This window comes from Acidovorax sp. BLS4, from assembly GCF_032929295.1.
Lineage (GTDB): Bacteria > Pseudomonadota > Gammaproteobacteria > Burkholderiales > Burkholderiaceae_C > Paracidovorax.
This window is the reverse complement of record NZ_CP136797.1, coordinates 2,251,327-2,273,997: the sequence shown is the minus strand read 5'-3', so window position 1 is coordinate 2,273,997 and position 22,671 is coordinate 2,251,327. Positions and strand designations below refer to the sequence as shown.

Sequence of the window (22,671 nt, the reverse complement as noted above, 5' to 3'; positions counted from 1 at the left end):
CCCCATGTCCAAGAATCGCCCGCACCGCTACTGGGTCGTTCCCGCACTGAGTTCCGTCCTGGCCCTGCATGCCGCCGGTGTGCTGGCCGCGGACATCACCGTCACGCCCCCTGCCGGCGGAGGATTCGTGGTCAAGGGCCAGGGCGGCCAGGAACGCCTGCGCGTGCAAGGCACGGGTGAGGTCTATGTGCCCGGCCTGTCCGCCTCGCCGACCAACGCCAGCCTGACTTGCTACGACGCCGCCACGGGCCAGCTGACGCAATGCGCCCCAGGTGTGGGCACCGGCGCGACGGGCGCCACCGGAGCCACGGGGGCCACTGGCCCTACCGGCGCGACGGGGCCGGTGGGAGCCACAGGGGTGACGGGTGCCACCGGCGCGGGTGCGACGGGCGCCACGGGTTCCACGGGGGTCACCGGGGCCACGGGCGTGACCGGCGTGACGGGAGCCACCGGCGCGACAGGGACGACCGGGGCCACGGGCACGACCGGCGCAACGGGCGTGACCGGTGCGACAGGTCCGACCGGTGTCACGGGCGCCACGGGCGTGACCGGTGCGACGGGTCCCACGGGCACGACAGGGCCGACCGGGCCTCAGGGTGCTCAAGGCAATCAAGGGGTTCAGGGCATCCAGGGCGTTACGGGGCCGACGGGAGCCACCGGCGCGACTGGAGACACGGGAGCGACTGGTGCCACCGGAGCGACGGGAGCAACCGGTGCCACAGGCGTTGGAGGCGGCTTGATGTGGAATACCTCAGCCGCCTTGCCTTCCACGACAGCAACGACGCTGTTTTTGCCCATGGGGATTGGAGGAATCGGGGGGGCTGGTTTTGATTTTTCGGGCTGTAACGGTGGAGCGGCCAGTAGTTGCACGGTCAATCCGACCGTCTACGCCAATGTCTCGTCACCGGTGTACAAGACTTGCACAACCAAGTCTCTCTATGTACGCAATTACACCAACAACTCGGGCACGCCATTGGAGATGACCGTGACTCTGTTTCGCACAGGCACGGCCACAGCGCTAGCCTGCACAGTTGCAACAACCCCCCGTGCAGCGACCTGCACCAGCAGCTCGGCCGTGACGCTGGACAGCAGCACGGACACCGTGGCATTGCAAGTCAGCACGACCAATGCTGTCGCTAACGGTGGATTTCAGAATGGGGGTTCCCCTATCGAAGGCACGTTGTTGGCCACGGTTTACTGCGAATGAACGCTTGACCGGTCTGGTGGCACTGCGGCGGCGCAGCCCCTGACTGCGCTGGAACATGCGCCCTCGCATCTGCCTCAGCATGATCGTGAAGAACGAGGCACCGGTGATCACCCGGTGCCTCGCTTCGGTGCGGCCGTTCATCGACCATTGGGTCATCGTGGACACGGGCTCCACGGACGGCACGCAGGACATCGTTCGCCGCTTCATGCACGACCTTCCCGGCACCCTGCACGAGCGCCCGTGGAAGAACTTCGCGCACAACCGCAACGAGGCCCTGGAACTGGCCCGCCCGCATGCCGACTACCTGCTGTTCATCGACGCCGATGAGCAGCTGCGCATGCCGGCGCAGTACCGGTGGCCGGCGCTCGACGCGGACGGCTACCTCTTCCTGTGCGACATGAACGGCTGGGAATACCAGCGCAACAGCATGGTGGCCACGCGCGTGGACTGGCGCTGGGAAGGCGTGCTGCACGAATACCTGGCCGCGCCCGCGCATGGGCCCTGGCAGACGCTCGCGGGCCCGGTCATCGAGGTGGCCCATGACGGCGCGCGCGGGCGCGATCCCGACACCTACCTGCGCGACATCGCGGTGCTGGAGCAGGACCTGCGCGAGCACCCGGACAACACCCGCAATGTGTTCTATCTGGCGCAAAGCTACCGCGATGCGGGCCGCCTGCAGGACAGCCTGGAGTGGTATCGCCGCCGCGCCGGCATGGGCGGCTGGGAAGAGGAATCCTGGTACGCGCTGTTCCAGGTGGCGGTGCTGACTGAGCGCCTGCAGATGCCCGACAGCGCGGTGCGCGACGCCTACCTCGCCGCCTACGCGCAGCGGCCCCAACGCGCCGAACCGCTGTGCGAGCTGGCGCGCTACCACCGCCTGCGGTCGGAGTTCGCGCTGGCGCACCTGTATGCCCAGCAGGCCGCGCGCATCCCGAGGCCGGCGGACATCCTGTTCGTGGACGGCGCGGTGTACGCCTGGCGCGCGCTGGACGAACTGGCCGTCAGTTCCTTCTACGCCCCCGGCGCGCAGGACCAGGGCCGGGACGCCTTGCGCCAACTGCTGCGCGACCAGCGCTTTCCGGCATCGGAGACCGCGCGCATGCAAGCCAATCGCACGTTCTACGGGCTGTGATGGCCCGCTGAGGAAACGGTCGCAGGCGCTGCGGCGCTCCCCGCCGGCCACCCACCACGGGACGGTCTGCCGGCCCCAGCCACCGCGCCATGGGGCTGGCCACGTGAAGGCACCGATCGGTCTGCGCCAACCGCTTTTTTCCGCGCGGTGACAATGGCTGGATGCCCCTGCCTGCTTTCGTCATCCCCCTTGCCACCCGCCGCACCCTGCGTGCGCCAGGCCACCCGCCATGCACCCCATGAAACCGGCAGCGCCCCCTGCCCCGCCCGCCGGCTGGACGCGCCGCGCCTGGTTGGCGGCCACGGCCCTGGCGGGCGGCGTGCCCTGGCTGCCCGCCCACGCCCTCGCGCCCCGCACGCTGGTGTTCCCGCAGGACCATGGCAGCCATCCGGCGCTGCGCACCGAGTGGTGGTACATCACCGGACAGGCGCGCGCGGCGGGGCAGCTGTGGGGGTTTCAGGTGACGTTCTTTCGCTCGCGGGTCGAGGCCGCGCAGCCGCTGCAGTCGGCCTTCGCCGCCAAGCAACTGGTGTTCGCGCATGCCGCGCTGACCGACCTGGGCGGCACCGCGCTGCACCATGACCAGCGCATCGCGCGCGCCGGCTTCGGCATCGCCGGAGCCAGCGAAGCCGACACCGACATCCGCCTGGGCGACTGGACGCTGGCCCGCACTCCCCGCGGTGCGGGGAGCCGCTATGCGGCCCAGGTTCGCGCGGCCGACTTCGCGCTGGACCTGCAGTTCGACACCACGCAGCCCGTGCTGCTGCAGGGCGCACAGGGCCTGTCGCGCAAGGGCCCGGACGCCACCCAGGCCAGCTACTACTACAGCCAGCCCCAGATGTCCGTGACCGGGCACCTGCAGCTCGCGGGCCGGCGCATGGCCTTGGAGGCCGCGGCACCGGGCAGCCTGGACAACCGCGCCTGGCTGGACCACGAATGGAGCGATGCACTGGTGCACCCCGATGCCGTGGGCTGGGACTGGATCGGCATGAACCTGCAGGACGGCAGCGCGCTCACGGCGTTTCGCCTGCGGCGCGGCGACGGTTCGGCGCTCTGGGCTGGCGGCTCGCTGCGAGCGGCCGGGGGCACCACGCAGGTGTTCGGGCCGCAAGCCGTCGCGTTCACCCCGCAGCGCCACTGGACCAGCCCCGCCAGCCAGGCACGCTACCCGGTGCAGTGGCGCGTGGACACGCCGGCCGGATCGTTCGAAGTGCATGCGCTGCTGGACGCGCAGGAGCTGGACAGCCAGGCCTCGACGGGCGCCATCTACTGGGAGGGCCTGAGCGAGCTGCGGGACGGGGTCGGCCGCGCGGTAGGGCGCGGCTACCTGGAGATGACCGGCTACGCCCGGCCGCTGCGGCTGTAGCCGCAACAGGGGCCTATGCGAATCGCCCCGGAGTCAGCAGCGTACCCCGCGCGCTTCACACCCCTTGGGCTCAGGCCTTGCGCCCGGCGCGCCGCGGCAGGCGCGCGATGATCTCGCCCATGATCCCGCGGCGGAAGGCCAGCACGCACACCACGAAGATGAGGCCGGTGACCATGGTGACCGACTCGCCCAGGGTGTTGAACCAGTCCACGCCCGTGATCGAGGCGACCAGGTGCCCAAACTCGCCGATCTTGTTTTCCAGCAGCACGACCACGGCCGACCCGACCAGCGGGCCCGACAGCGTGCCCAGGCCGCCCACCAGCGTCATCAGGATGACCTGGCCCGAGGCCGTCCAATGCACGTCGGACAGCGTGGCGAAGCCCAGCACCAGGGTCTTGAGCGAGCCCGCCAGCCCGGCGAGCGCGGCCGAGATCACGAAGGCCAGCAGCTTGAAGCGGTGCGTGTCGTAGCCCAGCGAAATGGCACGCGGCTCATTTTCCTTGATGCTCTTGAGCACCTGGCCGAACGGCGAGTGGATGGTGCGCACGATCAGCAGGAAGGCCAGCACCACCACCACCAGTGCCACGTAGTACATGGTGAGGTCGCTGGACAGGTCGATGAGCCCGAAGAGCTTGCCGCGCGGCACGCCCTGCAGGCCGTCCTCCCCGCCCGTGAACGGCGCCTGCAGGCAGGCGAAGAACAGCATCTGCGCCAGCGCCAGCGTGATCATCGAGAAATAGATGCCCTGGCGCCGGATGGCCAGCCAGCCGAACAGCAGCCCCAGCAGCGCGCCGCCGGCGGTGCCGGCCAGCAGGCCCAGTTCGGGCGTGAGGCCCCAGACCTTGATGGCGTGGCCGGCCACGTAGGCCGCGCCGCCCAAAAAGGCCGCATGGCCGAACGACAGCAGCCCGGTATAGCCCAGCAGCAAATTGAACGCCGAGGCGAACAGCGCGAAGCACATGAGCTTCATCACGAAGACCGGGTAGGCGCCCAGGAAGGGCGCCGCCAGCAGGGCGGCAAGCAGCAGGCCGTAGCCGATGGGGGCGAGTTTTTGGGAGTTCATGCGTGCGGCCCCTGCTTATCTCTCTTTGCCGAACAGGCCGGCGGGGCGGATGAGGAGAACGATCACCATGATGACGAACACCACGGTGGAAGAAGCCTCGGGATAGAACACCTTGGTGAACCCTTCGATCACGCCCAGGCCCAGCCCGGTGAGGATGGAGCCCATGATCGAACCCATGCCGCCGATCACCACCACGGCGAACACCACGATGATGAGGTTCTGCCCCATGAGCGGCGTGACCTGGTACACCGGCGCGGCCAGCACGCCCGCGAACGCGGCGAGCGCCGCGCCGAACGCGTAGGTGAGCGTGATCATCACCGGCACGTTCACGCCGAAGGCCTCCACCAGGCGCGGGTTCTCGGTGCCGGCGCGCAGGTAGGCGCCGAGCTTGGTCTTTTCGATCACGTACCAAGTGCCCACGCACACCACGAGCGAGGCCACCACCACCCAGGCGCGGTAGTTGGGCAGGATCATGAAGCCGAGGTTGGTCGCGCCTTCCAGCAGTTCGGGCGTGTCGTACCCCAGGCCGGAGACGCCGTAGATGGAGCGGAACACCCCCTCGATCAGCAGCGTGAGCCCGAGGGTCAGCAGCAGGCCGTAGAGGTGGTCGAGCTTGTAGATCCAGCGCAGCAGCAGCCGCTCGATCAGCACCCCCAGGATGCCCACCACTACCGGCGCCGCCAGCAGCATCACCCAGTAGTTGATGCCCAGGTAGGTCATGCCCATCCAGGTGAGCATCGCGCCCAGCATGAACAGCGCGCCGTGCGCGAAGTTGATCACGTTGAGCAGGCCGAAGATCACCGCCAGCCCCAGGCTGAGGATGGCGTAGAACGACCCATTGACCAGCCCCAGCAGAAGCTGGCTCAACAGGCCCGGCAGTGAAACACCGAAGATTTGCATGGGAGGGCGCGAGTGGCGGTGAAGCGGTGAAAAAAGAGGGTCAGCGGAACGGGCGGCGCGTCATGGGTGTCATTTCCAGGCCGCGCACTTGCTCTCGGCCTGGGTGGCGAACACTTCCTCGCCGGGCAGCTTCTTGACGAGCTTGTAGTAATCCCAAGCGCCCTTGGATTCGGCCGGTGACTTCACCTGCATCAGGTACATGTCGTGCACGTAGCGGCCATCGGGGCGCAGCGTGCCGGAGCCGAAGAAGTCGTTCATCTTCATGCCGCGCCAGGCCTGCATCACCTTGTCGGCATCGGTGCTCTTGGCGGCTTCGACGGCCTTCAGGTAGTTCATGGTGGCCGAGTAGTCGGCCGCCTGGATCTCGGTCGGACGGCGCTTGGTCTTTTCCATGAACTTGTCGGCGAACTTGCGCGTGTCGTCGTTCAGGTCCCAATACCAGCTCGTCGTGAACTGCAGGCCCTCGGTGGTCTTGAGGCCCAGGCTGTGGATGTCGCTGAAGAAGATCAGCAGGCCGGCGAGCTTCATGCTCTTGCCGATGCCGAACTCCTTGGCGGCCTTGATGGAGTTGATGGTGTCGCCACCCGCGTTCGCCAGGCCCAGCACCTGGGCCTTGGAGTTCTGCGCCTGCAGCAGGAAGGACGAGAAGTCCGAGGCGTTGAGCGGGTGCTTGACGCTGCCCACCACCGTGCCGCCCTTGGCCTTGACCACCGTGCTCGCATCGGCCTCCAGCGCGTGGCCGAACGCATAGTCCGCCGTGAGGAAGAACCAGCTCTTGCCGCCGCCATCGACGATGGTGGCGCCCGTGCCCTTGGCCAGCGCCACGGTGTCGTAGGCGTAGTGCACGGTGTAGGGGCTGCACTGCTCGTTGGTGAGTGCCGAGGTGGCCGCGCCGTTGTTGATGAACACGCGCTTTTTCTCCTGCGCCACCTTGGCCATGGCCAGGGCCGTGCCGGAATTGGTGCCGCCGAACACCAGGGTCAGGCCCTGCGTGTCGATCCATTCGCGCGCCTTCGATGCGGCGATGTCGGCCTTGTTCTGGTGGTCCGCGCTCATCAGTTCGATCGGCATGCCCAGCACCTTGCCACCGAAGTCGTCGATGGCCATCTGGATCGCCACCGCGCCGTTCTTGCCTTCCACGTCGGCGTACAGGCTGGACATGTCGGTGATGAAGCCGATCTTGACCTTGTCCTGGGCCTGCACGGCCGATGCGGCCAGGCCCAGGGCGCCCAGCACCAGGGCCAGTCGGGTGAGTTGTCTCTTGTTCATGGCTTTGTCTCCTGATCTCGGATGTGTTTTTTTCGATCGTGCGCGTCAGCTCATTTCCACAGCGCGCATTTGCTCTCGGCCTTGGTGGTCCACACCTGGTCCGCAGGCAGCTTGCTCACGACCTTGTAGTAGTCCCAGGGCTCCTTGGATTCGGCCGGGGCCTTCACCTGCACCAGGTACATGTCGTGCGCGAAGCGGCCGTCCGGGCGGATCACGCCCTTGCCATAGAAGTCGTCGATGGGCGTGGACTTGAGCTTCTCCATCACCTTGTCGGCATCGAGCGTCTTGGCGGCTTCCACGGCCTTCAGGTAGTTCATGGTGGCCGAGTAGTCGGCCGCCTGGATGTCGGTCGGCATGCGCTTGGTCTTGGCGAAGAACTTGCGGCCGAAGGCGCGGGTCTTGTCGTCCAGGTTCCAGTCCCAGCTGGTGGTGAGCAGCAAGCCTTCGGTGTTCTTCAGGCCCAGGCTGTGGATGTCGGTCACGAAGACCAGCAGGCCCGCCATCTTCATGGTCTTGTTGATGCCGAACTCGCGCGCGGCCTTGATGGCGTTGATGGTGTCGCCGCCGGCATTTGCCAGGCCCAGGATCTGCGCCTTGGAGTTCTGCGCCTGCAGCAGGAAGGACGAGAAGTCCGACGCGTTGATCGGGTGCTTCACGCTGCCCACCACCTTGCCGCCCTTTTCCTTGACCACCTTGGCCGTATCGGCCTCCAGCGCGGCGCCGAACGCATAGTCCGCCGTGAGGAAGAACCAGTCCTTGCCGCCCTGCCCCACGATCGCGCCGCCCGTGCCCTTGGCCAGCGCCACCGTGTCGTAGGCGTAGTGCACGGTGTAGGGGCTGCACTGCTCGTTGGTGAGCGCCGAGGAGCCCGCGCCATTGACGATGAACACGCGCTTCTTCTCCTGCGCCACCTTCGCCATCGCCAGGCCCGTGCCGGAATTGGTGCCGCCGAACAGCATCGTCAGGCCCTGCGTGTCGATCCACTCGCGCGCCTTCGATGCGGCGATGTCGGCCTTGTTCTGGTGGTCCGCGCTCAGCAGTTCGATGGGCTGGCCCAGTACCTTGCCGCCGAAGTCGTCGATGGCCATCTGGATCGCCACCGCGCCGTTCTTGCCTTCCACGTCGGCGTACAGGCTGGACATGTCGGTGATGAAGCCGATCTTCACCTTGTCCTGCGCCTGCGCGGAGAACGTCGCGAGGCCCGCGGCCCCCAGCAGCACGGCGAGCGCCTTGAGGTTCATCTTTTTCATGTCGTTGTCTCCTTGGGTCTTCGATGGAAAGGGGGATCGGGGTGCTCTGGGCGAAGGCGGTGGTCGAAGCCGTCCCGCGCCGGGTCAGACGCCCAGCAGCTCGTTGAGCACGGGCATCTTGGCTTGCAGCTCGGCGGCGCCGAACTGCTCCACGATGCGGCCGTGCTCCATCACGTAGAAGCGGTCGGCCAGCGGCGCGGCGAAGTGGAAGTTCTGCTCCACCATCACCACGGTGTAGCCCTTCTGGCGCAGCGTGGTGATCATGCGGGCCAGGGCCTGCACGATCACCGGCGCCAGGCCTTCGGAGATTTCGTCGAGCAGCAGCAGCTTGGCCCCGGTGCGCAGGATGCGCGCCACCGCCAGCATCTGCTGCTCGCCGCCCGACAGGCGCGTGCCCTGGCTGTGGCGGCGCTCGGCCAGGTTGGGGAACATGGCGTAGATCTCATCGACCGACATGCCCTGCGTGCCGGTCTTGAGCACCGGGGGCAGCAGCAGGTTCTCTTCGCACGACAGGCTGGAAAAGATGCCGCGCTCTTCCGGGCAATAGCCCACGCCCAGGTGGGCGATGCGGTGCGTGGGCATCTGGATCGTCTCCTGCCCGTGGATGCGCACGGAGCCCTTGCGGGCGCCCGTCAGCCCCATCACGGCGCGCATGGTGGACGTGCGGCCCGCGCCGTTGCGGCCCAGCAGGGTCACCACCTCGCCGGGCTGCACTGTGATGTCCACGCCGTGCAGCACGTGCGACTCGCCGTACCAGGCCTGCAGGCCACTGATTTCGAGGGCCGGCGCGCTCATGCGTGGGCCCCCTGCAGCTGGCCGTCCGTGGTGCCCATGTAGGCCTCCATCACCTGCGGGTTGCGCGAGACCTCTTCGTACGCCCCCTCGGCCAGCACGGCGCCGCGCTGCAGCACGGTGATGCGGTCGGCGATCGTGGAGATCACCTTCATGTTGTGCTCCACCATGAGGATGGTGCGGCCGGCCGAAACCTTCTTGATGAGCTGCGTGACGCGGTCCACGTCCTCGTGGCCCATGCCCTGCGTGGGCTCGTCCAGCAGCATCAGCTCGGGCTCCATGGCCAGCGTGGTGGCGATCTCCAGCGCGCGCTTGCGGCCGTAGGGCAGGTTCACGGTGGTCTCGTCGGCCAGGTCCTGCAGGCCCACTTCGGCCAGCAGCTCCATCGCGCGGCCGTCGAGCTGCTGCAGGCTGCGTTCGCTGCGCCAGAAGTGGAACGCCGTGCCCAGCTTGCGCTGCAGGCCGATGCGCACGTTCTCCAGCAGCGTGAGGTGGGGGAACACGGCGGAGATCTGGAACGAGCGGATCACGCCGCGCCGCGCGATCAGCGCGGGCCGCTCGCGCGTGATGTCCTCGCCGTTGAAGCGGATCACGCCGGAGGTGGGCTCCAGGAACTTGGTCAGCAGGTTGAAGCAGGTGGTCTTGCCAGCGCCGTTGGGGCCGATCAACGCATGGATGGAGCCCCGGCGGACCGCGAGATTGACATCGCTGACCGCGGTGAAGCCTCTGAACTCTTTGGTCAGGCTGTGGGTTTCGAGAATGACGTCGCTCATTGCGCCTTGGCCGCTCCGTGGTGGTGCTGGGCGGGGCGCTTCGCCCGGGGGAGCGAGGCACCCTGGCCTGCGTTAGGTTGCACCGCATCCTAAGGCGCGCCCCCGCTGCGCAGATACTGGGACAAATGCCTATGTATAAACGCCTACCCGGCCGGCCGGCCGGCACCGCTCCCTCTGGGACGCCCGAGCGCGGTCCGGCGCACGCCTTCCGCCCCAGGCATGGCTTTGGATGAAAACCGCTTCATGCCCTAGATTCGATTGCCCGGATAGCTATTAAATTTATAGCAAACCTGTGTCGTGACGGGCTTCACGGCAAGGCGCATGCCGATCGGGGCGCGGGCTCCTACACTGCCCCCATGCCCTCCTCCTCCCCCACCCCTGGCGCCCCGCGCTCGCTCGGCGGCCTGCTGCCGTTTCTCCGGCCCTATGCCGGGCGCATTGCGCTCGCGCTGGTCTTCCTGGTGCTGGCGGCGCTGGCCACGCTGGCGTTTCCCCTGGCGCTGCGCGAACTCATCGACGGCGGGCTGGTGGGCGCCACGCGCGGCGAGCAGGCCATGGCGCTGCGCGAGCATTTCGGGCTGCTGTTCGCCGTGGCCGTGGCGCTGGGGCTGTTCTCCGCCGCGCGTTTCTACACCGTGAGCTGGCTGGGCGAGCGGGTGACGGCCGACCTGCGCAACGCCGTCTATGCGCACGTGCTGGAACAAAGCCCGCAGTTCTACGAAACCACGCAGACCGGCGAAGTGCTGTCGCGCCTGACCGTGGACACCACGCTGGTGCAGACCGTGGTGGGCTCGTCGCTGTCGATGGGCCTGCGCAACGCGGTGATGGGCGTGGGGGCGCTGGGAATGCTGGTGTGGACCAACCCGTACATCATGTCGGTGGTGTTCGCCGCCATCGTGGTCGTGGTGCTGCCCACGCTGTGGATCGGCCGCTGGGTGCGCCGCCTCTCCCGGGCCAGCCAGGACCGGGTGGCCGATTCCAGCGCCATCGCGGCCGAGGTGCTCAATGCCGTGCCCGCCGTGCAAAGCTACACGGCCGAATCGCGCGAAGCCCGCCGGTTCGAAGCCTCCACCGAGAACGCCTTCCAGACCGCCGTGCGCCGCAGCCGGGCCCGCGCGGCGCTGGTGGCCTTCATCGTGATCGCCAACGCGGCTTTGCTGCTGTGGGGCCTGTACCGGGGCACGCAGGCGGTGCTGGCGGGCGAGATGTCGGCCGGCCACCTGGGGCAGACGGTCATCTATGTCATGTTCCTCGCGGGGGCCGTGGCCGTGCTGGGCGAGGTGTACGGCGACCTGCTGCGCGCCGCCGGGGCCACTGAACGGCTCATGGAACTGCTCGCCAGCCGATCGCCCATCGCCAGCCCCGCGCAGCCCGCGGCGCTGCCGGACACGGGCGGCGGGCTGCGCGTGGACTTCGACCGGGTGGCTTTCCACTACCCCTCGCGACCGCAGGCACCCGCCCTGCGCGGCTTCGACCTGCACCTGTCGGCCGGCGAAACCGTTGCGCTGGTGGGCGCCAGCGGCGCAGGCAAGACCACGGTGTTCCAGCTGCTGCAGCGCTTCTACGACGTGGATGCCGCAGGCGGCGGCATCGCGCTGAACGGCGTGGACATCCGCCGCCTGGCGCTCGGCGACCTGCGTGCCCACGTGGGCATCGTGCCGCAGGACGCGGTGATCTTCTCCGCCTCGGCCCTGGACAACATCCGCTACGGCCGCCCCGGCGCCACCGAGCAGGAAGTGCAGGAGGCCGCGCGCGCGGCCTTCGCACACGAGTTCATCGCGGCCTTGCCCGAAGGCTACGGCACCTTCCTGGGCGAGCGTGGCGTGCGCCTGTCCGGCGGGCAGCGCCAGCGCATCGCCATCGCCCGTGCCTTGCTCAAGAACCCACCGCTGCTGTTGCTGGACGAGGCCACGAGCGCGCTCGATGCGGAAAGTGAGCGCATGGTGCAGGCCGCGCTGGACGCCGCCATGCAGCGCCACAGCGGCCAGCGGACCACGCTGGTCATCGCGCACCGGCTCGCCACGGTGCAGAACGCCGACCGCATCGTGGTGATGGACCAGGGGCAGATCGTGGAGGAAGGGCGCCATGCGGACCTGGTCCGGCAGGGCGGCGTGTACGCCCGGCTGGCGGCGCTGCAGTTCACGCAGTGAAGGCTGGCGGGCCGAGGCCTGCCATCCGGTCGGCGATGCCGACGCACCGGCAGGCGGCTACTGCAAGGTTTCCTTGGCCGCGTCCGGAAGCACCAGGGGCAGCACGGCGATCCCCTCTTCCAGCAGTTCGGCCGCTTCCTGAGCACTGGCCTGGCCGCGGATACCACGCTCTTCGGTTTCGCCGTGGTGCATGCGGCGCGCTTCCTGCGCGAAGCGCGGCCCCACGTCCTCGGTGTGGGCCACGATGTGCCGGGCCACCCGCAGCCACGCGGCCTGCAGGGCGGAATCGACCGGGGGCATGGAAGGGGATGGGTGGGCCACCGCAGTGCGGCCAGCTCCGTCCTCGCGGGCGCGCGGGGCAGCCGGGTTGGGCATTGCGCCCAGGTTCAGGCGCGGGGCACTCAGGCCCTTGCGGATCTCGCTGCTGCCGCACAGGGGGCATTGAACGAGATCGCGCGCCAGCTGGCTCTGGAAATCGGCCTCGGACCCGAACCAGCCTTCGAAGGCATGGCCCTGTGCGCAATGGAGATCGAGCACTTTCATGGCAATGGGAATGGAGCAGGCAACGGAGGCAGCCAGCCGGTGATGCGCAGGGCCTCAGCCCTTGTTGCGCCGCAGCAGGTAGCGGTAGATGAACCCGGGAAACGCCAGCGTGATGAACAGCGTGGCGGTGATCGCGTAGAACTCCCACTGCTGGGGCGCGATCTGCCCCACGCGGCGCTCCAGCAGCAGCGCGACGCCACCGACCAGAAAGTACAGCAGGGCCATCTCGCCCAGGCGCATCGCCATGGGCTTGGTGGGCGCCGCCTTCGGGCCCACCAGCAGCCAGCGCTGGCTGAAGAACGGCAGGTTGGCCCCGATGGCCGCCAGCACGATCACCAGCCAGATGGACGCGGTGGCGGACACAGGAAGGGCAACGGCCTTGGAGAGAGAAACCCGGGCGCGCTCAGGTCGCCAGCGCGCGCACGACGGCGTCGGCACACAGCGCCATCAGGCCGCCGGGCAGCAGGCCCAGCACCAGCACCAGCGCGCCGTTGAGCGTGAGCACCATGCGCACGTCCAGCGGGGCCGACACGTTCGCGGCGGTGAGCGGTGCATCGAAGTACATCACCTTCACGACGCGCAGGTAGTAGAAAGCGCCGATCAGCGACATCACCACCGCGAAGACGGCCAGGGCGATGTACAGCGTCTGGCCCGAAGCCACCAGGGCCTGCAGCACCGACAGCTTGGCGTAGAAGCCCACCAGCGGCGGCAGACCGGCCAGCGAGAACAGGCACACCGCCATCACGCCGGCATACAGCGGGCTGCGCTGGTTCAGGCCCGCCAGGTCGGAAATCTCTTCGCTCTCGAAGCCTTCGCGGGCCAGCAGCAGGATCACGCCGAAGCTCGCCAGCGTGGTCAGCACATAGCTCACCACGTAGAACATGGAGGAGCTGTAGGCGTTCTCGACCGCGTTGGCATCCACGTTGCCGTTGACCACGCCCGACAGCAGGCCCAGCAGCACGAAGCCCATCTGCGAGATCGTGGAGTACGCCAGCATGCGCTTGAGGTTGGTCTGGGCGATGGCCGCCAGATTGCCCACCAGCAGCGAGCCGATGGCCAGCACCGCGAGCATCTGCTGCCAGTCGATGGCCAGCGGCAGCAGCCCGTCCACCAGCAGGCGGATGGTGATGGCGAAGGCCGCCAGCTTGGGCGCGCCGCCGATGATCAGCGTCACGGCCGTGGGAGCGCCCTGGTACACATCGGGAATCCACATGTGGAACGGCACCACGCCCAGCTTGAAGGCGAGGCCGGCCACCACGAACACCAGGCCGAACACCAGCACCTGGTGGCGGATCTGGCCGGAGTTGACCGCCTTGAACACCTGGCCGATGTCGAGCGAACCGGTCGCGCCGTAGATCATCGACAGGCCGTACAGCAGGAAGCCGCTGGCCATCGCGCCCAGCACGAAATACTTCATCGCGGCCTCGGTCGAGGTCGCATGGTCGCGGCGCAGGGCCACCAGCGCATAGCTGGACAGCGTGAGCAATTCCAGGCCCAGGTAGATCACCAGGAAGTTGTTGCCCGAGATCATGATGAACATGCCCAGCAGCGCGAACATCGACAGCGTGAAGAACTCGCCGCCGCGCAGCATGTCGCGGTCGCCGGCATAGGGGCGGCCATAGACCAGCGTGACCATCATGGCCACGGTGGCGAAGCACTTGAGCCAGTTGCCCATGGCATCGCTCACCACCATGTTGCCGAAGCCATAGAACGTGTTGCCGGTGTTGGCGTACAGGGCCTGCAGCACGGCCACCACGGTCAGGGTGAGCATGGTGAGCACGTAGGTGCCCGTGCGCCGTGGGCTGGTCACGCCCAGGTCCACGAGCGCGATCACGCAGGCCATGACCAGGAGCACGATCTCCGGATACACCGCCAGCCAGCTGATGTTGTCAATCATCTCGAGTCTCTCGTTTCAGTCTGGTCAGTTGAGCTTGGACAGCGCCACGTGCTTGAGCAGCTGCGCCACCGAAGCATCCATCACGTCGGTGAAGGGACGGGGATACAGCCCCATGTACAGCACGGCAATCGCGAGCACGGCCATCACCAGGAACTCTCGGGCGCCGATGTCCTTGAGGTCCCTCACATGGTCGTTGGCCACGGGGCCGAGGTAGACGCGCTTGTACATCCACAGCGTGTAGGCGGCGCCGAAGATCAGCGCCGTGGCCGCGGCCAGGCCGATCCAGAAGTTGGCCTTGACGGCGCCCAGGATCACCATCCACTCGCCCACGAAACCGGCCGTGCCCGGCAGGCCGCAGTTGGCCATGGCGAACAACAGGGCGAAGGCCGCGAACTTGGGCATGGTGTTGACCACGCCGCCGTAGGCCGCGATCTCACGGGAATGCACCCGGTCGTACAGCACGCCGATCGACAGGAACATCGCGCCCGACACGAAGCCGTGGGCGATCATCTGCACCAGCCCGCCCGACACGCCGAGGTCGTTGAAGATGAAGAAGCCCAGCGTCACGAAGCCCATGTGCGCCACCGACGAGTACGCCACGAGCTTCTTCATGTCCTTTTGCACCATCGCCACCAGGCCCACGTAGATCACGGCCACCAGCGACAGCGCGATCATCAGCCAGGCCCATTCGCGCGCGGCGTCGGGGGCAATGGGCATGGAAAAGCGCAGGAAACCATAGGCACCCAGCTTCAGCATGATGGCGGCCAGCACGGCGGAGCCGCCGGTGGGGGCCTCCACGTGCACGTCAGGCAGCCAGGTGTGCACCGGCCACATCGGCACCTTCACCGCGAACGCGGCGAAGAAGGCGAAGAACAGCAGGGTCTGCGCACGGGCCGACAGCGGCAGCTGGTGCCACGTGGCGATGTCGAAGCTGCCACCGGACTGGTTGTACAGGTAGATCAGCGCGATCAGCATCAGCAGCGAGCCGAGCAGCGTGTACAGGAAGAACTTGAACGCCGCGTAGATCTTGTTGGGGCCGCCCCAGATGCCGATGATCAGATACATCGGGATCAGCGTGGCTTCGAAGAACACGTAGAAAAGCAGGCCGTCGAGCGCGCTGAACACGCCGATCATCAGGCCCGAGAGGATCAGGAACGCGCCCATGTACTGGTTCACGCGCTCGGTGATCGACTCCCACGACGCGATCACCACGATCACCGTGATGAACGCCGTGAGCGGTACGAACCAGAACGAGATACCGTCCACACCCAGGTGGTAGTGGACGTTGAAGCGCTCGATCCACTGCACCTTCTCGACGAACTGCGCTGCGGCGGACGTGGCCTCGAAGCCGCCGTACAGCGGCAGCGTGACGGCCAGACCCACCAGCGACCCGATCAGGGCCAGCCAGCGCACGGCGCGTGCGTGCTCATCGCGGCCAAAGGCCAGCAGCAGGGCGCCAAACGCGATCGGCACCCAGATGGCAAGACTCAACAAACCCATTTTTGTTTTCCCTCTACTTGTTGAGCCACACGAAGTACGTCATGAGCGCGAAGATGCCCAGGATCATGACCAGCGCGTAGTGGTAGATGTAGCCCGTCTGGAACCAGCGCACCACCCCCGCCACGCGGCCCACCAGCTTCCACGAGCCGTTGACCAGCGCCCCGTCGATCACGGCCTGGTCGCCGCCCTTCCACAGGCCGGTACCCAGCGCGCGGGCACCCCGCGCGATGATGTTTTCGTTGATCCAGTCGAGGTAGTACTTGTTCTCGAACAGCACGTAGATCGGATGGAAGATGCGCTTGATCGCGGCCGGCAGGGCCGGGTTGACCATGTACATGTAGTAGGACGCCGCCACGCCCGCCAGGGCCAGCCAGAACGGTGCGGTCTGCAGGCCGTGCAGCGCCATGCCGACGGGACCGTGGAAGATTTCCGCCAGTTCCGCCATCGCGGGGTGCTTGGCGACGTCGACGAAGATCACGTCCTTGAAGAAGTCGCCGAACAGCATGGGCTGGATGAACAGGAAGCCGATGACCACCGAAGGAATGGCCAGCAGGATCAGCGGCACGGTGACGACCCAGGGCGACTCGTGCGGCTTGGCATCGTGGCCATGGCCGTGGTGGTCGTCATGGGCATGGTGGTCGTCGTGGTGCGCATCCGGGTTCTGGTCGTAGCGTTCCTTGCCGTGGAAGACCAGGAAGTACATGCGGAACGAATAGAACGCGGTGACGAACACGCCCGCCAGCACGGCGAAGTGGGCGAAGCCGGCGGCCGACAGCGTGCTGGCATGCACGGCCTCAATGATGCTGTCCTTGGAATAGAAGCCCGAGAACAGCGGCGTGCCGATCAGTGCCAGCGAACCCAGCAGCGACGTGATCCAGGTGATGGGCATGTACTTGCGCACGGCGCCCATCCAGCGGATGTCCTGGTTGTGGTGCATGCCCATGATGACCGAGCCCGCGCCGAGGAACAGCAGCGCCTTGAAGAAAGCGTGCGTCATGAGGTGGAACACCGCCACCGAGTAGGCGGAGGCACCGAGCGCCACCGTCATGTAGCCCAGCTGCGACAGCGTGGAATAGGCCACCACGCGCTTGATGTCGTTCTGGATGATGCCCAGAAAGCCCATGAACAGCGCCGTGATCGCACCGATCACGAGGATGAAGTTGAGCGCGGTGTCCGACAGTTCGAACAGCGGCGACATCCGCGACACCATGAAGATGCCGGCCGTCACCATGGTGGCGGCGTGGATCAGCGCGGAGATGGGCGTCGGGCCTTCCATCGAGTCCGGCAGCCAGACGTGCAGCGGAAACTGCGCGCTCTTGCCCATGGCACCGATGAACAGGCAGATGCAGATGACCGTGATCAGCATCCAGCTGGTCCCCGGGAACGACAGTGCGCCCAGCTCACCCGCCTTGCCGAAGATCTCGCTGTAGTTCAGCGTGTTGGTGTACGCCGCGATCAGGCCGATGCCCAGGATGAAACCGAAGTCGCCCACGCGGTTCACCAGGAACGCCTTCATGTTGGCGAAGATGGCGGTCGGCTTGTTGAACCAGAAGCCGATCAGCAGGTACGACACCAGGCCCACCGCTTCCCAGCCGAAGAACAGCTGCAGCAGGTTGTTGCTCATGACGAGCATCAGCATCGAGAAGGTGAACAGCGAGATGTAGGCGAAGAAACGGTTGTAGCCGTCGTCTTCTTCCATGTAGCCGATCGTGTAGATGTGCACCATCAGCGACACGAAGGTCACCACGCACATCATCATGGCCGTGAGGCTGTCCACGAGGAAGCCGACCTCCATCTTGAGGCCGCCGACCACCATCCAGGTGTAGAGCGTTTCGTTGAAGCGCGCGCCGTCCATGGCCACGCTCTTGAGCGTCATGGCGGACAGAACGAAGGCCGCCAGCACGCCGAGAATGGTCAGCGTGTGGCTCAGCCGCCGGCCGATCCGGCTGCCGCCGAAGGCGGTGCCGAAGATACCCGCCAGGGCGGATCCCACCAGCGGTGCCATGGGCACCGCCAGCAGTGTCGAAGCAGAAAGGGTTTGGCTCATTCTTGAAGACCTTGGCTAGTACCGGCGACTCAACCCTTGAGGGTGTTGAGGTCTTCCGCGTTGATGCTGGATTTGTTGCGGAACAGCAGCACCAGGATCGCGAGGCCGATGGCCGACTCTGCCGCGGCGACCGTCAGGATGAAGAACACGAACACCTGGCCGTGCATGTCGCCCAGGTAGTGCGAGAACGCGACGAAGTTCATGTTCACGGCCAACAGCATCAACTCGATCGCCATCAGCAGCACGATCAGGTTCTTGCGGTTCAGGAAGATGCCGATGACGGCGAGCGCGAACAGCATCGCGCCCAGCGACAGGAAATGGCCCAGGGTCAATGTCATGCCTTCTTCTCCTCGGCAGCGGGCGTCGCCGCTGCTTCCTCTGCAGGCTTTTGCGTCGCGGCGACCTTCACCAGCTCCACACGGTCGCTGGCGCGCACACGGATCTGCTGCGATGGGTTGATCGCCTTGCTGTCCTTGCGCTGGCGCAGGGTGAGCGCGATGGCCGCGATCATCGCCACCAGCAGGATGACCGCTGCGATCTCGACGGGGTACAGGTACTCGGTGTAGAGCAGCTTGCCCAGCGCCTTGGTGTTCGAGTAAGGCAGCACATGGCCCGCCGCATCGACCACGGCCGCCACCGCCTTGGGCTCATCCATGCCGCGGAAGCCCCCCATCAGCACGGCCGCCATTTCCAGGGCGATCAGCGCGCCGATGAAAGCCGCCAGCGGAAAGTGCCGCCAGAAGCCCTGCCGGATGGAGTCGATGTGGATGTCCAGCATCATCACCACGAAGAGGAAGAGCACCATCACCGCGCCGAGGTACACCAGCACCAGGGCGATGGCGAGGAACTCCGCCTTCAGCAGCAGCCAGATGGCGGCCGCCTGCGAAAACGCGAGGATGAGATACAGCACCGCATGCACAGGGTTGCGCGCGGTGATGACCCGGAAGGCTGCAAAGAGCAGCACGACCGAGAACAGATAGAAGAAACCAGTCTTGGCGTCCATGAATCGGGTCTTTGTAGGGGTTCTGGAGCCGCGCTCAGCGGTACTTGGCGTCGGCCGCCTTGGCTGCAGCGATCTCGGCCTCGTAGCGGTCCCCCACGGCCAGGAGCATGTCCTTGGTGAAGTACAGGTCGCCGCGCTTTTCGCCGTGGTATTCCAGGATCTGCGTCTCGACGATGGAGTCGACCGGGCAGCTTTCTTCGCAAAAGCCGCAGAAGATGCACTTGGTCAGGTCGATGTCATAGCGCGTGGTGCGGCGCGAACCGTCCGCACGCACATCGGACTCGATGGTGATCGCCAGTGCCGGGCACACGGCTTCGCAGAGCTTGCAGGCGATGCAGCGCTCTTCGCCGTTGTCGTAGCGACGCAGCGCGTGCAGGCCGCGGAACCGGGGCGACAGGGGCGTCTTCTCTTCGGGGAACTGAACGGTCACCTTGCGCCGAAACGCGTAGCGACCCGTCAGGGCCATGCCCTTGACCAGCTCCACCAGCATGAAGCTCTTGAAAAAATCCTTGATCGAAAAGGATGCAGTAGCAGCAACAGCAGTCATCGGTGTCCCCGCTCAATTCCAGATGTTCCATGGCGAGTGCAGCCACGCGCCAACGATAAGCAGCCACACCAGCGTGACCGGAATGAAGATCTTCCAGCCCAGCCGCATGATCTGGTCATAGCGAAAGCGCGGGAAGGTCGCGCGGATCCAGATGAACATGGACACCACGAGGAAGGTCTTGAGGCCCAGCCAGATCCATCCAGGGATGAAGTCCAGCGCCGCCACCGGCGACAGCCAGCCGCCCAGGAACATGAGCACGGCCAGGATGGACACGAGCCACATGCTGGCGTATTCGGCCAGGAAGAAGATGGCGAAGCCCATGCCCGAGTACTCGACCATGTGGCCGGCCACGATCTCGGCCTCGCCTTCGACCACATCGAAGGGGTGGCGGTTGGTTTCGGCCACGCCCGAGATGAGGTAGACGATGAAGATCGGCAGCAGCGGCAGCCAGTTCCACGACAGGAATCCAAAGCCCTTCGCGGCGGCCATGCCGGCGCCCTGTCCCATCACGACTTCGGTCAGGTTCATGCTGCCCGACACCATGATGACGACGAGGAAACAGAAACCCATCGCGATTTCATAGCTCACCATCTGGGCGGAGGCGCGCAGCGCACCCAGGAAGGCGTACTTGGAGTTGGAAGCCCAGCCGGCGATGATCACGCCGTACACCTCGATGGAGGTGATGGCCATCACCAGCAGCAGACCGGCATTCACGTTGGCCAGGGCCACATCCGGACCGAACGGAATCGCCACCCAGGCCGCCAGCGCGGGCATGATGGCCATGACCGGGCCGAGCACGAACAGGCCCTTGCTGGCCGCCGTTGGCTGGATGATTTCCTTGGTCAGCAGCTTGAGGCCGTCGGCCAGCGGCTGCAGCAGCCCGAACGGGCCAACCCGGTTGGGACCATGGCGCACCTGCATGAAGCCGAGCAGCTTGCGCTCCCACAGCGTGAGGTAGGCCACGGCGCCCATCAGGGGGGCCACGATGGCCACGATCTTGATCAGGTTCCAGATCACCGGCCACACCGCAGCCGTCCACCAGGACTGGGCGAACAGGTGCAGGCCGCCGTTGTACAGCGCGTCGATCATGCGGCAACTCCTTCAGCGGCGCGGCGTGCATCGGCCGTCAACTGCAGCGACGGCGCACGGCGAACCAGCCCGTCGAGCTGGTAGATGCTGGCCACGACCGGAGCGGCACCCGCATCGGCGGGCACGGCGATGGCGGCGCGCGTGCTGTTGCTCAGGCGTTCGGCAGGCAGTTGGGCCAGCGGAGCGGTCACCGTCGCACCCGTGGCTTTCGCCAGCACGTCCTGAGAGGTCTCGAAGTCGAGGCCCTGCACATCCAGCAGGTTGCCCAGCACCCGCAGCACCTTCCACGCGGGACGGGCATCGCCCAGCGGCTTGACTACGGCATGGAAGCTTTGCAGGCGGCCTTCGGCATTGACGAAGGTGCCCGAGGTTTCGGTGAACGGCGCGATGGGCAGCAGCACATCGCTGAATTCCATGTTGGCCTTGAAAGGGCTCATCGTCACGACCATCTCGGCACCTGACAGCGCAGCCGCTGCCTGTGCACCTGCGGCGGAGTCATGGACGGGTTCGGTGTTCAGCAGCAGCGCCGCCTTGAGACCGCCCGCCAGCATCTGGCCGGCGTTCAGGCCGCCCTTCTGCGGCTGTGCGCCGACGAACTGCGCGCCCACCGTGTTGGCGGCTTCGGTGAGGTAGCCCACCACCGCGCCCGTCTGGGCACCGATCCACTGGGCCAGCGCCAGCAGGCTCGAGGCCTGGGCATGGTGCGCAGCGGCGTTGCCCAGCAGAATGGCTCGGCCTTCGCCCGAAGCCAATGCACGGGCCATGCCGGCAGAGGCTTCGGTCACACGGCCGGTGGCCACGGGGGCAGCCACGCCGCGGTCCTGCGCCACGGCGGCGGCCACATCGGCCAGGACTGCAGCCCAGTCCTGGGCTGGCGCCACGATGGACTGCGCCACGGGCATAGCCCAGTCGTAGGCCGCGGCGTTGAGGGCGCTCACGGTACAGCCCTTGCGTGCAGCCTGGCGGATGCGCTGGGCGAACAGCGGGTGGTCCTTGCGCAGGTTCGAGCCCACGACCAGCACCGACTGCAGCGAGGACAGCGAAGCGATGCTCGTGCCCAGCCAATGGATGCCATCGGCCTCGGTGAACTCGGCATTGCGCAGGCGGTGGTCGATGTTGTCACTGCCGATGCCGCGCACGAGCGCGCCGGCGAGGAACAACTCTTCCAGCGTGCTGTGCGGGCTCACCAGAGCGCCGATGCTCTGGGCGCCATGGTCGGTGCGGATGCCCTGCAGCCCATTGACCACGTATTCCAGCGCGGTCTGCCAGTCGACTTCCTTCCACTGGCCGCCCTGCTTGAGCATCGGACGCGTCAAGCGCTCGTCTCCATTGAGGGCTTCGTAGGAGAAGCGGTCACGGTCGGCGATCCAGCACTCGTTGACGTCTTCGTTCTCGAAGGGAACGACGCGCATCACCTTGTGGTTCTTCACCTGGACGATGAGATTGGCGCCGGTGGAATCGTGCGGGCTCACCGACTTGCGGCGCGACAGCTCCCAGGTCCGGGCACTGTAGCGGAAAGGCTTGCTGGTCAGCGCGCCCACAGGGCAGATGTCGATCATGTTGCCCGACAGCTCAGAGTCGACCGTATCGCCCAGCACCGTGGTGATCTCGGAATGCTCGCCGCGATGGATCATGCCCAGCTCCATCACGCCGGCCACTTCCTGGCCGAAGCGCACGCAGCGGGTGCAATGGATGCAGCGGGTCATCTCCTCCATGGAGATCAGGGGACCCACGTCCTTGTGGAACACCACACGCTTTTCCTCTTCGTAGCGCGAAGAAGAGCCGCCGTAGCCCACCGCCAGATCCTGCAGCTGGCACTCTCCGCCCTGATCGCAGATCGGGCAGTCCAGCGGGTGATTGATGAGCAGGAACTCCATGACCGACTGCTGGGCCTTGATGGCCTTGTCGCTCTTGGTGCGCACGATCATGCCTTGCGTCACGGGCGTGGCGCAGGCCGGCATCGGCTTGGGAGCCTTCTCCACGTCCACCAGGCACATGCGGCAATTGGCGGCGATGGAAAGCTTCTTGTGATAGCAGAAATGGGGAATGTAAGTACCCGCCTTCTCGGCTGCATGCATCACCATGCAGCCCTCGGCGACTTCTACCTTCTGCCCGTCCAGTTCGATTTCAACCATATGCTTTT

The 22,671-nt window shown here is 66.5% G+C and carries 20 protein-coding genes; 4 read left to right on the top strand and 16 right to left on the bottom strand.

Annotation, left to right across the window (positions count from 1 at the left end):
• The first annotated feature begins 4 nt into the window (after nt 1–4).
• The 3 genes from R1Z03_RS10560 to R1Z03_RS10550 all read left to right on the top strand — a co-directional run bounded on the left by R1Z03_RS10560 (nt 5) and on the right by R1Z03_RS10550 (nt 3,705).
• Entirely contained in the window at nt 5–1,207 is a 1,203-nt protein-coding gene (locus tag R1Z03_RS10560) for a collagen-like protein (protein ID WP_317359419.1), read from the top strand.
• A gap of 55 nt (nt 1,208–1,262) precedes the next feature.
• Entirely contained in the window at nt 1,263–2,339 is a 1,077-nt protein-coding gene (locus R1Z03_RS10555) for a glycosyltransferase (RefSeq protein ID WP_317359417.1), read from the top strand.
• A 238-nt stretch (nt 2,340–2,577) separates the two neighbouring features.
• The gene (locus R1Z03_RS10550) at nt 2,578–3,705 is read left to right on the top strand and encodes a carotenoid 1,2-hydratase (RefSeq protein ID WP_317360334.1); all 1,128 of its coding nucleotides are present in this window, start codon (nt 2,578–2,580) and stop codon (nt 3,703–3,705) included.
• Between the two features lie 70 nt (nt 3,706–3,775).
• Here R1Z03_RS10550 and R1Z03_RS10545 read toward each other — a convergent pair whose 3' ends face one another.
• From R1Z03_RS10545 to R1Z03_RS10520, 6 genes are all read right to left on the bottom strand, one after another.
• Nucleotides 3,776–4,768, bottom strand: coding sequence for a branched-chain amino acid ABC transporter permease (locus R1Z03_RS10545; RefSeq protein WP_272568006.1), 993 nt, complete (start codon nt 4,766–4,768; stop codon nt 3,776–3,778).
• A gap of 15 nt (nt 4,769–4,783) precedes the next feature.
• A complete protein-coding gene (locus R1Z03_RS10540) occupies nt 4,784–5,668 on the bottom strand; it encodes a branched-chain amino acid ABC transporter permease (protein WP_272568004.1) in 885 nt (294 codons plus the stop codon).
• 69 nt (nt 5,669–5,737) lie between these two features.
• Nucleotides 5,738–6,937, bottom strand: coding sequence for an ABC transporter substrate-binding protein (locus R1Z03_RS10535; protein ID WP_317359413.1), 1,200 nt, complete (start codon nt 6,935–6,937; stop codon nt 5,738–5,740).
• Nucleotides 6,938–6,987: 50 nt separating this feature from the next.
• Entirely contained in the window at nt 6,988–8,187 is a 1,200-nt protein-coding gene (locus R1Z03_RS10530) for an ABC transporter substrate-binding protein (RefSeq protein ID WP_272568000.1), read from the bottom strand.
• 84 nt (nt 8,188–8,271) lie between these two features.
• Complete coding sequence (locus R1Z03_RS10525; protein ID WP_284395527.1) at nt 8,272–8,982, bottom strand: ABC transporter ATP-binding protein; 711 nt, start codon at nt 8,980–8,982, stop codon at nt 8,272–8,274.
• A complete protein-coding gene (locus R1Z03_RS10520; RefSeq protein ID WP_317359409.1) occupies nt 8,979–9,752 on the bottom strand; it encodes an ABC transporter ATP-binding protein in 774 nt (257 codons plus the stop codon). The genes R1Z03_RS10525 and R1Z03_RS10520 overlap by 4 nt, the downstream gene beginning before the upstream one ends.
• Before the next feature lie 356 nt (nt 9,753–10,108).
• Here R1Z03_RS10520 and R1Z03_RS10515 point away from each other — a divergent pair, with 356 nt between their 5' ends.
• Nucleotides 10,109–11,902 (top strand): ABC transporter transmembrane domain-containing protein, encoded by a 1,794-nt coding sequence (locus R1Z03_RS10515; RefSeq protein ID WP_272567998.1) that lies wholly within the window; start codon nt 10,109–10,111, stop codon nt 11,900–11,902.
• A gap of 57 nt (nt 11,903–11,959) precedes the next feature.
• Here the strand turns inward: R1Z03_RS10515 and R1Z03_RS10510 are convergent, their stop codons facing one another.
• Genes R1Z03_RS10510 through nuoG form a run of 10 tightly spaced genes read right to left on the bottom strand, consistent with a single transcriptional unit; the run spans nt 11,960 to nt 22,663 of the window.
• On the bottom strand, nt 11,960–12,445 hold the full coding sequence (locus R1Z03_RS10510) for a DUF1178 family protein (RefSeq protein ID WP_317359405.1): 486 nt from the start codon (nt 12,443–12,445) through the stop codon (nt 11,960–11,962).
• A gap of 54 nt (nt 12,446–12,499) precedes the next feature.
• Nucleotides 12,500–12,808 (bottom strand): DUF2818 family protein, encoded by a 309-nt coding sequence (locus R1Z03_RS10505; protein WP_272567997.1) that lies wholly within the window; start codon nt 12,806–12,808, stop codon nt 12,500–12,502.
• 40 nt (nt 12,809–12,848) lie between these two features.
• On the bottom strand, nt 12,849–14,342 hold the full coding sequence (gene nuoN / locus R1Z03_RS10500; protein ID WP_272551660.1) for an NADH-quinone oxidoreductase subunit NuoN: 1,494 nt from the start codon (nt 14,340–14,342) through the stop codon (nt 12,849–12,851).
• Nucleotides 14,343–14,366: 24 nt separating this feature from the next.
• Nucleotides 14,367–15,842: an NADH-quinone oxidoreductase subunit M gene (locus R1Z03_RS10495; protein ID WP_284395542.1), complete on the bottom strand. Its 1,476-nt coding sequence runs from the start codon at nt 15,840–15,842 to the stop codon at nt 14,367–14,369.
• 13 nt (nt 15,843–15,855) lie between these two features.
• The gene (nuoL, locus tag R1Z03_RS10490) at nt 15,856–17,889 is read right to left on the bottom strand and encodes an NADH-quinone oxidoreductase subunit L (protein ID WP_317359400.1); all 2,034 of its coding nucleotides are present in this window, start codon (nt 17,887–17,889) and stop codon (nt 15,856–15,858) included.
• Nucleotides 17,890–17,918: 29 nt separating this feature from the next.
• Nucleotides 17,919–18,227, bottom strand: coding sequence for an NADH-quinone oxidoreductase subunit NuoK (nuoK, locus tag R1Z03_RS10485; protein WP_005793248.1), 309 nt, complete (start codon nt 18,225–18,227; stop codon nt 17,919–17,921).
• Nucleotides 18,224–18,892 (bottom strand): NADH-quinone oxidoreductase subunit J, encoded by a 669-nt coding sequence (locus R1Z03_RS10480; protein ID WP_317359394.1) that lies wholly within the window; start codon nt 18,890–18,892, stop codon nt 18,224–18,226. The genes nuoK and R1Z03_RS10480 overlap by 4 nt, the downstream gene beginning before the upstream one ends.
• A 34-nt stretch (nt 18,893–18,926) precedes the next feature.
• Nucleotides 18,927–19,439, bottom strand: coding sequence for an NADH-quinone oxidoreductase subunit NuoI (gene nuoI / locus R1Z03_RS10475; protein WP_092744422.1), 513 nt, complete (start codon nt 19,437–19,439; stop codon nt 18,927–18,929).
• Between the two features lie 12 nt (nt 19,440–19,451).
• Entirely contained in the window at nt 19,452–20,528 is a 1,077-nt protein-coding gene (gene nuoH, locus R1Z03_RS10470) for an NADH-quinone oxidoreductase subunit NuoH (protein WP_272567990.1), read from the bottom strand.
• Complete coding sequence (gene nuoG / locus R1Z03_RS10465; protein ID WP_317359391.1) at nt 20,525–22,663, bottom strand: NADH-quinone oxidoreductase subunit NuoG; 2,139 nt, start codon at nt 22,661–22,663, stop codon at nt 20,525–20,527. Before nuoG ends, nuoH begins: the two co-directional genes overlap by 4 nt.
• Nucleotides 22,664–22,671: the final 8 nt, after the last annotated feature.